Below are 12458 nucleotides of genomic sequence, written 5' to 3'. Positions count from 1 at the left end.
CGAGAAGATTTGTTTGAGATTTGTATCAAAAAATCTGATTGAATTATCATTTCTGCGAAAGCAGGATGTTGAATTATTTATGAACCTCCTTCCGATAAAACCGTTGTTTTAATTGGAATCAATATATAAAATATATGTCTTGTGCAAGTTGCTCAACAAAAGACGGTCAACCAAAAGGCTGCAAAAATAACGGTACCTGTGGTACAGATAGTTGCAATAAGCTAACCGTTTTTGATTGGTTGGCGAACATGTCTTTACCTAATGGAGAAACACCTTTCGATTGGGTGGAAGTCCGTTTTAAAAATGGTAGAAAAGAATATTACAAGAACTCAGAACATTTAACCTTAAGTATTGGAGATGTTGTGGCAACACAAGCATCTTCTGGGCATGATATTGGTATTGTTACCCTAACGGGAGAACTGGTACGTATTCAAATGAAACGTAAAAATGTATCGGAAAAACCCGAAGAACTCTTAAAAATATACAGAAAAGCCAGTCAGCGGGATATTGATGTTTGGAGTGAAGCTCGAGATAAGGAAGAGCCCATGAAGGTAAAAGCCCGCCAGTTTGCAATCGATTTGAAGCTTCAGATGAAAATTTCAGATATCGAATTTCAGGGGGATGCTAGCAAAGCGACATTTTATTATACGGCCGAAGAGCGTGTGGATTTTAGAGAACTTATCAAAGTTTTTGCACGTGAATTTAGAACGCGTATTGAAATGAAACAAGTTGGTTTTAGGCAAGAAGCTGCACGACTTGGCGGTATTGGTTCCTGTGGTAGGGAGCTGTGTTGTTCCACTTGGTTAACCGATTTTAGATCGGTAAGTACATCTGCAGCACGTTACCAACAGTTATCTCTAAATCCTCAAAAACTGGCAGGACAATGCGGGAAATTAAAATGCTGTTTAAATTATGAACTGGACAGTTATTTGGATGCTTTAAAAAGTTTTCCCAAAACAGACATTAAGCTGAAAACAGAAAAGGGGACGGCGGTGTGTCAAAAAACAGATATTTTTAAAGGACATATGTGGTATGCTTATGAAGGGGAATGGATGAATTGGCATAAAATAACTACAGAACAAGCCAATGAAATTATTAGCTTAAACAAAAAGAATGAAAAGGTAGCGAGCTTAGAAGAATATGCCTCTGATCTTATTGAAGATACTAAAAATGAGTTTGAAAATGTTGTGGGCCAAGATAGTTTAACACGTTTTGATAGTCCAAAACGACCTAATAGACGTAAAAACAATAAACGAAAAGGCAATCCGGCCAATAAAAAGGCTGGAGCTCCAGGTACACCAAGCCCAAATGCGAATAGAAAAAAAAATAAGCGAAAAAACCCTCAAAAGAATAAAAATAATGCTCCTAAATAAGGTACTGTTACTTTTTTTAGTTTTTTCTTGTGTATTAGTATCTTGCGACTCTAATCGTGTCTACGATGTATACAAGCCCGTTCCAAATGCATGGCATAAAGACTCTGTGGTACGTTTTGAGATAACGCCACCAGATTCCACACGAGCTTATAATTTGTTTGTTAACTTAAGGAACACCAATCAGTATAAATTCAACAATTTATTTTTAATTGTAGAAATGGTATTTCCCCATGGTAAAACAGTAACAGATACATTAGAATACCGAATGGCAGATCCTAAAGGCAAACTTTTAGGCACAGGCCTATCTGATGTTAAGGAGAATAAACTGTGGTATAAAGAACATATTGTATTTAATGAAAAAGGCAACTATACCGTAAACATCCAGCATGCTATGAGAGAAAATGGTAAAGTTAATGGGGTTATAGAACTTGATGGTATTACAGACGTAGGTTTTAGAATAGAAAACATAAAGAATAAACAATAAATAATGTCGCACGGCGTCTTTTGTCTTCCCTCAGACAGGCTAAGGTCGACGTGTTTTTTTAGCAGAAATTAAAGTATGGCCACAAAAAAACAGAATCCCGAATCCCGAAATTTTTCAAAGTATATACGTTTGTTTTGGATGCTTTTTTTAGGAGGCGTCCTTTTTGTTGTTTTATTATTTCTTTTTACATCTCTCTTTGGTGATTTACCCGATCATACGGTTTTAGAAAACCCCAAAACAAACTTGGCTACAGAAATTATCTCTTCTGATGGCAAAACATTGGGAAAGTTTTATTTTAACGACAATAGAACGCCAGTAGGCTACGAAGAACTGCCAGATCATTTGGTTGAAGCCTTAATTGCAACAGAAGATGCCCGTTATCACAGTCATTCTGGGGTAGATGCAAGAGGTACATTGAGAGCTATCTTTAAGTTTGGAAGTGGTGGCGGTGCCAGTACCATATCGCAGCAATTGGCAAAACAATTGTTTCATGGAGAAGGTTCTAGAAACATAATTGAGCGGATCCTTCAGAAAGTAAAAGAATGGATTATTGCTATAAGATTAGAAAGACAGTATACCAAAGAGGAAATTATTGCCCAATATTTTAATATTTACGATTTTGGAAATAATGCAGACGGTATCCGAAGTGCCTCAAGGATTTATTTTAATAAAGAGCCAAAAGAGCTCGATTTAAAAGAATCTGCCATGTTAGTGGGGATGTTTAAAAACTCGTCACTTTATAATCCAAGACGTAATCCTATTGGTGTAACGAACAGACGAAACGTTGTTTTGTCCCAAATGGAGAAGTACGACTTTATAAATCAAACTCTTAAAGATTCACTTCAAAAAACGGAATTAGATTTAAATTATTCGCCAGAATCACATCGTGAAGGGATTGCCACTTATTTTAGGGGCTACTTAAATGGTTTTATGAAAGATTGGATTAAAGACAATCCTAAACCAGATGGCACTAAGTATAATTTATACAACGATGGGTTAAAAATTTATACCACTATCGATTCCCGTATGCAGCAATATGCAGAAGATGCTGTGCAGCAACATATGTCGCGTTTGCAGGCTGAGTTCTTTAATCAAAACACGCCTGACAGAAATCCTACCGCACCTTTTCTAGACCTCTCCAAAGCGTCTATAGATTCGTTGCTAAATCGTTCTATGCGCCAGTCTGAACGTTGGAGGCACATGAAATATGATTTAAATATGTCTAATAACGAGATTGAGAAATCTTTCCACAAACCCACACAAATGACTGTATTTAAATGGGAAAAAGGAAAGCCTTCTGAATTTGACACCATTATGAAGCCCATAGATTCTATTCGGTATTATAAGTCATTTTTGCGTACGGGCATGATGTCTATGGATCCTTTAACGGGCCATGTAAAAGCTTGGGTGGGTGGCATGAATTATAGGCACTTTCAATACGACATGGTAAAACAGGGCAGGCGTCAAGTAGGTTCTACTTTTAAGCCTTTTGTTTATGCTACTGCTATCGATCAATTGCATTTGTCTCCTTGTGATGAATTTCCAGATACACCATTTTGTATTGAAAAAGGCAAATATGGAAACCAAGAGGACTGGTGTCCGAAAAATGCAGGTAACGATTATGGGGGCATCCGAACCTTAAAAAATGCTTTGGCAAATTCCGTTAATACCGTTACAGCCAGATTAATGGATAAAGTTGGACCGCAACCTGTAATAGATTTAGTGAGAAAATTAGGGGTAGAATCCGATATTCCTGCGGTACCCTCCATTGCTTTAGGGGCATCCGATTTAAGTGTTTATGAAATGGTTGGTGCTTATTCTGCTTTTGCTAACAAAGGAGTTTATACAAAGCCGGTTATGGTAACCAGTATCATGGATAAAAACAATACGCTTTTATATCAATTTACACCAGAAACCCGTGATGTATTAAGTGATGAAACGGCATATGTTACTGTGAAACTTATGGAAGGTGTTACGCAAGGCGGTTCGGGTACTCGATTAAGAAGCAAAGGAGCAGATAGCTACAGAGCAGACTACAGAGAGATTATAACAGGGTATCCATATGGATTTACAAATCCAATTGCAGGTAAAACCGGTACATCGCAAAACCAAAGTGACGGTTGGTTTATGGGTATGGTTCCTAATTTGGTAACGGGCGTTTGGGTTGGTGGAGAAGAGCGTTCGGTACATTTTAAAAGCATAACTTATGGACAGGGAGCAGCTATGGCTTTGCCTATATGGGGTGTGTATATGAAAAGCTGTTATGCCGATAAAGACTTGAACATTTCAAAAGGAAATTTTGAAGTTCCATCGGAGCTATCCATAAATGTGGATTGTTCCAATGCAAGCTCTGGCTCTTTGCTAGATGATGACCCAGATACTCCAGACGATTTAAGCGGATTTTAAAGTTTAAGCCATTCTAAAAAGAATGGCTTTTTTTTTCGTATTTTTAAAAGGTAAAATGTAATATTTATGATCAATAAAGAAGTAGCCCATATTGAAGATGCACTTCATGGTATTACGGATAATATGACTTGCATGTTTGGTGGTTTTGGACTCTGTGGAATTCCAGAGAATGCTATTGCAGGTTTAGTAAAGCTGGGCATTAAAGGCTTAACCTGTATTTCAAACAATGCAGGTGTTGATGAATTTGGTTTGGGGCTATTACTTCAAAAACACCAGATTAAAAAAATGATAGCATCTTATGTTGGTGAGAATGAAACTTTTGAAAGGCAGATGCTTTCTGGGGAACTGGAGGTGAATTTAATTCCCCAAGGTACGCTTGCAGAGTGTTGCAGAGCAGCACAAGCAGGGTTTCCTGCAATTTATACGCCTGCTGGTTACGGAACCGAAGTGGCCGAAGGAAAAGAAACGCGGGAGTTCGACGGTAAAATGTATGTTCTAGAACATGCTTTTAAAGCTGATTTTGCTTTTATAAAGGCCTGGAAAGGCGATGTGGCTGGAAATTTGATCTTTAAAGGGACTGCAAGAAATTTTAACCCCGTAATGTGCGGTGCTGCAAAAATAACGGTCGTTGAGGTTGAAGAGCTAGTGCCTTTAGGAACTTTAGATCCTAATCAAATCCATATTCCTGGAATTTTTGTGCAACGTATTTTTCAAGGAGTAAATTATGAAAAACGCATTGAACAACGAACGGTAAGGCCTAAAAATGTGGCTAATTGATGTTCGTTTATTATAAATAAGATTGTCTTTTTAACTCGAATTTCATGACTTTTAATAATCTGTATTAAACATTATACGAATCCATACATTATAATTATAGGATGTTAGACAAAACAGACATAGCAAAACGCATTGCCCAAGACATAAAAAACGGATATTATGTAAATTTAGGTATTGGCATACCTACTATGGTGGCCAATTATGTGAGGGATGATATTGAAGTGGAGTTTCAAAGTGAAAACGGTGTGTTGGGTATGGGGCCTTTTCCTTTTGAAGGTGAAGAGGATCCCGACATCATTAATGCTGGAAAGCAAACCATTACGACGTTGCCTGGTGCTAGTTTTTTTGATTCTGCTTTGAGTTTTTCGATGATTCGTGGCAAACATGTCGACTTAACTATCTTGGGTGCCATGGAGGTTGCTGAAAACGGCGATATCGCCAATTGGAAAATACCAGGATATATGGTAAAAGGTATGGGAGGAGCCATGGATTTGGTGGCGAGTGCCCAAAACATAATTGTTGCTATGATGCACACTAATAAAAAAGGCGAATCCAAACTTTTAAAAAGATGCTCCTTGCCTTTAACTGGTGTGGGCTGTGTAAAAAAAATAGTGACTAATCTAGCGGTAATTGAAGTAACCGATAAAGGTTTTAAGCTTTTAGAACGTGCGCCTGGTGTTTCGGTTGAAACCATTCAAAAAGCAACGGAAGGAACCTTAATTGTAGAAAATGAAGTGCCAGAAATGGTGTTTTAGAATAGTTAGAAAATCGCTCTAAATATGCGAAATGTTAATTTTTTATGCACTTAATCGATATTTAATGTTTTTTGTCTGTTTTATTTAAAAAAAGTTACATATTGCGGTATCAAATTAACCAAACCAACTAGATTCCCAAATCTACCTTAAATTTACTACTTATGAATTTTGCAACAAATCTACATGAACGACCTACAATGAAACAAAGTAAATTGCGAGAAGTATTTCAAGAAAACTTAAAATTCATGAAAAGCCTAGTGTATTTAACCAAAAAAGTATTTATGCTATAATCCTTTTGGATGTAGTTTTTCTTTGATAGGCATGCTTCATTATTGCTTAAACACAAAAAACAAAAACTTATTAATTAGTCATTCTGGAGTTTCTTTTAAAGAAACTCCAGAATGACTACTATTATAGTCCTTTAGGTATGGCATCGATAAGTTTTTTTGTGTAATCTTTCTTAGGATGATTGTATATAACGTCAGCATCATCCAGCTCTTCTATTTTTCCTTTATTCATAACCAATAATTGATCGGACATATACTTTACCACCGCCAAATCGTGAGAAATAAATATATATGTAAATCCGAAAGTGGCTTTAAGCTCGTTTAAAAGATTTAAAACTTGTGCTTGTACAGAAATGTCTAATGCAGAAACAGACTCGTCGCAAACAATTAATTTAGGCTGCAGGGCAATAGTTCTGGCTATACCAACCCGTTGTCTTTGTCCGCCAGAAAACTCATGGGGATATCTGTTAAAATAAGTTTCAGGTAAGCCAACTTTATTTAAAATTTCTAGTGCTTTTTCCTTTCGTTCCTGATCAGAATGGTATAGACCATGTACTTTCATGGGCTCCATAATAGCTTCTCCTATAGGGATTCTTGGATTTAAAGATGAGTAGGGGTCCTGAAAAATAATTTGTATATCCTTTCTTAGTTTTTTTATTTTAGTATTGGAAAGCGTGTTAATATCAACACCTTTGTAAAAAATTTGGCCAGCAGTTGCTTTATCCAATTGAAGAATGGCATTTCCTAAAGTAGATTTTCCACAACCAGACTCTCCAACAAGACCTAAAGTTTCGCCTTCATATACTTTAAAACTAACATCATTTACCGCCTTAAATGTGGTTGGTTTAGAAAAGAGGCCTGCTTTAGAAACGTATTCTTTTTCAACATTAATAACTTCTAGTAAAGGCTGTTTTTTATAAAGTTTCTCGTGATGGGCTTTACGCTGTTCTTTGGTTATAATTTCATTTGAAATCGTATTGTTTAAAAAATCTTTAATTGTAGGTAAGATCTTTAAACGGGTATCAAGAGAAGGCCTAGAATTTATTAATGCTTTGGTGTAATTATGTTGTGGCTTTTTAAATATGGTATTGACTAGACCCTGTTCAACAATGGCTCCTTGATACATAACCAAAATACGGTGGGCAATCTCAGAAATCAAAGCTAAATCGTGAGTAATAAAAATAATACTCATTTTGGTCTCTCTTTGTAAAGTTTTTAAAAGATGAATGATATCTTTTTGTACCGTAACATCAAGTGCCGTTGTGGGTTCATCGGCAATTAAAATATCTGGTTTGCAGGCAATGGCCATTGCAATCATAACCCGTTGTTTTTGGCCACCAGAAATCTCATGTGGATAAGCATTGTATATCCTTTCGGCATTGGGTAGTTTTACTTTTTCAAATAATAAAATGCTTTCTGCCTTTGCTTCTTTTTTTGATAATTGGGTATGTTGCAATAGCACTTCTTGTACTTGTTTTCCGCATGGTATAGAGGGGTTTAAAGAGCTCATGGGCTCTTGGAAGATCATGGCAATTTTGTTACCGCGTATGTTTCTAAAAGCGCTTGATGATATATGTGTTAAATCTTTGTTTTCAAAAAAAACACTACCTGTGGTGATTTTAGAAATACGCTTTGGAAGTAATCCTAAAATAGCTAAAGAGGATACTGATTTTCCTGAACCGGATTCCCCTACTATGCCTAAAATTTCATTTTTATTTAGCTGGTATGAGATGTTGTGGATCACTTCATTTTTTCCAAATGAAATGGATAGATTTTCAATGTTTAATATGGGCTTTTCTTGCATTTATATATGGATAATCTCATCGGTAGTTAAAATAGAATCGCCACGCAGCCTTAAAAATATTTGAGCTACAGCTATGGTATCTTTTTCGCAATAGACCATAATACGATCAATTTTGTTTTCTTCATAAAAAACCCGATATACCTCGCTGCCATCAATATCATCTTTTGGCGATGGAATCCCCAGAACATGAGTTAGTAATTTTAAAGAGGTAAACGTTTTATAATCACCAAACTTCCATAATTCCAAAGTATCCAAGTGTGGTACTTCCCAAGGTTTTTTGCCAAACAGGTTGAGTTTGTTGGGCAATTTAATATTATGGATAATCATACGTCGTGCTATATAAGGAAAGTCAAACTCCTTACCGTTATGGGCACAAAGTAAATGTTTGGTTTCATTGAAATGGGACATTAAAAGATTTTTAAAATCGTTAAGGATTTTTACTTCATCACCATGAAAGGAGGTAACCCGAAAGGTTCTTAAATCATTTGAAATTTTAAAATAGCCTACCGAGATACAGACTATTTTTCCAAATTCGGCCCAAATACCTGCACGTTCATAAAATTCTTCGGCAGTAACATTATCTTTTCTTTGATAATGAGACTTGTCTTCCCAAAGGGCTTGTTGCGTATGGTCTAGATTAGAGAAATATTGATGCTCTGGAACTGTTTCTATATCCAAGAACAGGATGTTTTCGAGGTTTAGTTTACTTATCATTTTTCATCATGTTATAAGCTTCTTCAATATAAACAGAAATATCTTCAGTAAACTGGCCCACACCTTCGTCTGGTGATTTTTTATGACCTAAACGCACAATAATAACGTTGTCTGTAGGTTCCACAATTACATATTGCCCTAAATGGCCACGCATCATAAAAAAATGTTTGTTCTCTATGTGTTTTAACCACCATCCATAACCGTATTCTGGACTTTGTGGAAAACGGGGGCTTATGGATTTTGCAACAAAAGCAGAGTCTAAAATCTGCTTGCCTTGCCATTTTCCATAATCTTTATATAGTTTTCCGAAACGTGCAAAATCTTTAGCATTGCTCGAAATACAACAGAACGCTTTCGCTAGTCGGTTTTCTCCATCATCTAATTGCCATAGTGCATCTTCAGTAGCTCCCATAGGTTTCCAGAAGCTTTCTGAAAGATAGTCTGCTAACGATTTACCTGTTGCTTTCTGCAAAATCATACCCAGTAATTGCGTATCGCCACTTAAATACTCAAAGGCTTTACCTGATGGCTTTACGATTTTTTGGTTTAACATGGTTTTTGCCAAATTAGAATCGTAATTGGCGCGGGCAGTAATTGAAAATGGCCCCGTGTAATCCTCTACCCAATCTAACCCAGAAGCCATAGAGGCTAAGTCGCCCACCGTAGTTTTTGCATATGCATATTGAGGATAGAAATCGCTAATAGGTTGGTCTAAACTTTTAATATGGCCATCCATTATCGCTTTGCCTAGCATGGATGTGGTAATGCTTTTGGCCATGGAAAATGAATTGGTTTTAGAAGTTTCATTAAAGCCTCCATAATACTTTTCAAACCAAATGCTATCGTTTTTAATGATGAGATAAGCGACGGTTCCCCAGTCTTTAATCGCTTTTGAAAGCTTCTCAGTTTCCTTTACGGTATTGTAATGCTCATGGATTGGCCAAGGCTCTGGATGGTCACTTTTTTTTATAATATCATTCTCAAAATAGGGATAGTCATCAATAAAAGCAGTGGAGTGTCCTGTAAAATAAACCACACGCGCCCCTTTTAAGACATAGCTGTAATCGAAAATATAAAGTAGAATAACAAGGGTTGCTATAGTGATAAGTAACCATTTAAAGAGTTTTTTAAAGAATCTCATTATAATTAAAATTAGTTTTCTAAATATAGGAAAAATTTTATCTTTTACTATACATGCTAAAACTAAAACAATTTGAGTTGTTTATATGGGTTCTCATGTTCTAATAGCCATTTTTTACGATGTAAGCCCCCTGCGTACCCTATTAGGCTGCCGTCGCTGCTAATAACGCGATGGCAGGGAATTACAATCCAAAGTGGGTTTTTGCTATTGGCGCTAGCGATAGCACGAATGGCTTTTAGGTCTTTTAATTGTTTTGCTAGGTTTAAGTATGATACGGTTTTTGCATATGGAATCTGTTCCAATTGTTTCCATACTTTTTTTTGAAAAGCGGTACCTTCGGGGTTTAATTTAAGATTGAAATTTTTGCGTTTACCTTCAAAATATTCTTGAAGCTGAAAGGCACACTCTTCAAGCGTTACAGGTATAATGTCTGTTATTTTTTCTTCAGAATCGAGTATTGTGATACTTGAAACACCATCTTCATCACCAACAATCTTGGTAAAACCTAAAGGAGATGTGATGATGCAATTCTCTCTCATTTTAGGGGATTTTTATCATCGAAAATGCCTAGTTTTTTTGCTCGCGATTCCCAGTTCTTTCTAGCTAATACTTGGAGGTCGAAAATAGCGTCACTTTCATCCATAATCTCCAAGCCCAACAACGTTTCAATAACATCTTCCATGGTTACCAAGCCACTTACTGAGCCATATTCATCTACAACTAATGCCATATGGCTTTTACTTTCGATAAGTTTTTCAAAAAGTATGGGAATAGCGAGATCTCTATCCACGACCATAATTTTTCTTTTTATTTCCGATAGTTTTTTTGAGCCGTTGTTCAAGGCCATTTCTTTAAAGATATCATCTTTTAAAACAAGCCCTTTAATATCGTCAAGATCATTGAGGTAAACAGGAATTCGAGAAAATTGGAGATTTATATTTTGATTAAAAAAATGTTCAATAGTGGTTGCTTCATTTTCAACTTTCATGACCGTTCTTGGAGTCATAATATCTTTAGCAAACACCTCCTTGAACGTCAATAAATTTTTAATGACTTTGCTTTCATTCTCCTTAAATACCCCTTCCTCCTGTGCTAAATCGGTCATGACCATAAAGCTTTCTCGAGTTAAAACACTGCCATGCCCTTTGCCTCCAATTAATTTGGTAGTTAATTGAAGTAGCCATAAAATACCCGTCCATTTTAGTGGGAACATTAAGATAACTAATGTTTTTGAAGTGAAATGGGCTAGGTTTTTCCAGTATGTAGCCCCGATGGTTTTTGGTATAATTTCAGAGGCTACTAAAATTAGAAATGTCATGATTGCCGATACAATGCCTACCGTGTTTATGCCAAAAAATTCGAGTTTAAAGGGTAGTTTTTCGGCTTCAATACCTACCATCATAGCACCTAAAGTATGAGCAATAGTATTTAAGGTTAGGATGGCTATTAGAGGTTTGTCTACATCTTTTTTTAAATGCTCTAAAGTGGTAGCGTAATCTTTGCCTTCTTTCTTCTTTAAACTTAAAAAGGTAGGAGTAATGCTAAGTAAAACAGCTTCAAGGATGGAGCATAGGAAAGAAAAGAAAATAGAAATACTGGCCCAAAAAATTAATATGCCCATTTAATATGGTTTTAGTCGTGCTAATTTACGAAAGAAATATTACAACATTTTAACGCACCTCCTTATTTCTTAAAATAAAAAGGTGCGCTTATATCACCATTTAGCTGTTTAAGATTCTAACAACATCTTTTGCAAAATAACTCGCCATAATATCTGCTCCAGCTCGTTTAATGGCTGTTACTTGTTCCATGACTACGGCATCGTGATTCAACCAACCTTTTTCGGCAGCAGCTTTAAGCATAGCATATTCGCCAGATACTTGGTATACGGCTACGGGTACATTCACTATGTTTTTAATGTCGCGAACAATATCCAGATAGCATAATCCTGGTTTTACCATGACAATATCGGCACCTTCGTCTATATCCATTTCCGTTTCTATAAGCGCTTCCGAACGATTGGCGTAATCCATTTGATAGCTTTTTTTATCTTTTGGTATATCGATTAAATCTACAGGAGCAGAGTCTAGTGCATCGCGAAAAGGGCCATAAAATGCCGAAGCATATTTTGCCGAATAACTCATGATCCCTGTATTTACAAACCCTTCCTGCTCAAAAGCTTCACGAATGGAGAGAATACGACCGTCCATCATGTCGCTTGGTGCTACAAAGTCTGCCCCTGCTTGGGCATGAGACAAACTCATGGCTGTTAAGGCGTTTACAGAGGCATCATTTAGCACCCGTCCATTTTCAATAATACCATCGTGCCCATATGCAGAGTAAGGGTCTAAAGCCACATCTGTCATTACTAGCATTTCCGGGCAAGCATTTTTTACGGTTTTAATAGCGCGTTGCATCAATCCGTTTGGGTTTGAGGCCTCCGTACCTTTGTTGTCTTTTAAATTATCAGGAACTTTTGCAAAAAGCAATACAGATTTTAAGCCCATATTCCAGAGTTCTTTAACTTCTTTTTCCAACAGATCTAGGCTGTAACGAAAATAATTCGGCATAGATGGGATTTCATCCTTTATGCTTTTGCCTTCTACTACAAAAAGCGGTACTAAAAAATCGTTGGGAGAAATAATAGTTTCACGAACTAAAGCGCGAATGGCTTCGTTGGTTCTTAATCTTCTGTTTCTTCTTAAAGGATACATTTC

The 12458-nt window shown here is 36.5% G+C and carries 11 protein-coding genes; 5 read left to right on the top strand and 6 right to left on the bottom strand.

What is annotated here, in order from left to right:
* Positions 1-134 precede the first annotated feature (134 nt).
* The 5 genes from ACFFU9_RS00465 to ACFFU9_RS00445 all read left to right on the top strand — a co-directional run bounded on the left by ACFFU9_RS00465 (position 135) and on the right by ACFFU9_RS00445 (position 5795).
* The gene (locus ACFFU9_RS00465) at positions 135-1373 is read left to right on the top strand and encodes a regulatory iron-sulfur-containing complex subunit RicT (protein ID WP_379859389.1); all 1239 of its coding nucleotides are present in this window, start codon (positions 135-137) and stop codon (positions 1371-1373) included.
* The gene (locus tag ACFFU9_RS00460; protein ID WP_379859388.1) at positions 1360-1857 is read left to right on the top strand and encodes a gliding motility lipoprotein GldH; all 498 of its coding nucleotides are present in this window, start codon (positions 1360-1362) and stop codon (positions 1855-1857) included. The genes ACFFU9_RS00465 and ACFFU9_RS00460 overlap by 14 nt, the downstream gene beginning before the upstream one ends.
* 75 nt (positions 1858-1932) lie before the next feature.
* Positions 1933-4263: a penicillin-binding protein 1A gene (locus ACFFU9_RS00455; protein ID WP_379859387.1), complete on the top strand. Its 2331-nt coding sequence runs from the start codon at positions 1933-1935 to the stop codon at positions 4261-4263.
* A 66-nt stretch (positions 4264-4329) separates the two neighbouring features.
* Positions 4330-5040 (top strand): CoA transferase subunit A, encoded by a 711-nt coding sequence (locus ACFFU9_RS00450; RefSeq protein WP_379859386.1) that lies wholly within the window; start codon positions 4330-4332, stop codon positions 5038-5040.
* A gap of 101 nt (positions 5041-5141) precedes the next feature.
* Positions 5142-5795 carry a CoA transferase subunit B gene (locus tag ACFFU9_RS00445; protein WP_379859385.1) on the top strand — a complete coding sequence of 218 codons (654 nt, stop codon included), beginning with the start codon at positions 5142-5144 and terminating at the stop codon, positions 5793-5795.
* A 411-nt stretch (positions 5796-6206) separates the two neighbouring features.
* On the opposite strand, the gene ACFFU9_RS00440 is transcribed toward ACFFU9_RS00445, so the two are convergent.
* The 6 genes from ACFFU9_RS00440 to hemB form a co-directional block, all read right to left on the bottom strand.
* On the bottom strand, positions 6207-7886 hold the full coding sequence (locus ACFFU9_RS00440) for an ABC transporter ATP-binding protein (RefSeq protein ID WP_379859384.1): 1680 nt from the start codon (positions 7884-7886) through the stop codon (positions 6207-6209).
* Positions 7887-8600: a 3'-5' exonuclease gene (locus ACFFU9_RS00435; RefSeq protein ID WP_379859383.1), complete on the bottom strand. Its 714-nt coding sequence runs from the start codon at positions 8598-8600 to the stop codon at positions 7887-7889. It lies immediately after the preceding gene.
* Positions 8590-9741 (bottom strand): serine hydrolase domain-containing protein, encoded by a 1152-nt coding sequence (locus tag ACFFU9_RS00430; protein ID WP_379859382.1) that lies wholly within the window; start codon positions 9739-9741, stop codon positions 8590-8592. Before ACFFU9_RS00430 ends, ACFFU9_RS00435 begins: the two co-directional genes overlap by 11 nt.
* Before the next feature lie 62 nt (positions 9742-9803).
* Complete coding sequence (locus tag ACFFU9_RS00425) at positions 9804-10280, bottom strand: methylated-DNA--[protein]-cysteine S-methyltransferase (RefSeq protein ID WP_379859381.1); 477 nt, start codon at positions 10278-10280, stop codon at positions 9804-9806.
* On the bottom strand, positions 10277-11362 hold the full coding sequence (locus tag ACFFU9_RS00420; RefSeq protein WP_379859380.1) for a CNNM domain-containing protein: 1086 nt from the start codon (positions 11360-11362) through the stop codon (positions 10277-10279). Before ACFFU9_RS00420 ends, ACFFU9_RS00425 begins: the two co-directional genes overlap by 4 nt.
* A gap of 100 nt (positions 11363-11462) precedes the next feature.
* Entirely contained in the window at positions 11463-12455 is a 993-nt protein-coding gene (gene hemB, locus ACFFU9_RS00415) for a porphobilinogen synthase (protein ID WP_379859379.1), read from the bottom strand.
* Positions 12456-12458 lie beyond the last annotated feature (3 nt).

This window comes from Mariniflexile ostreae, assembly GCF_042427585.1.
GTDB classification, from domain to species: Bacteria; Bacteroidota; Bacteroidia; order Flavobacteriales; family Flavobacteriaceae; genus Pseudalgibacter; species Pseudalgibacter ostreae.
Note: the sequence above shows the minus strand (reverse complement) of the source record. Positions and strands in the feature narration are given on the sequence as shown.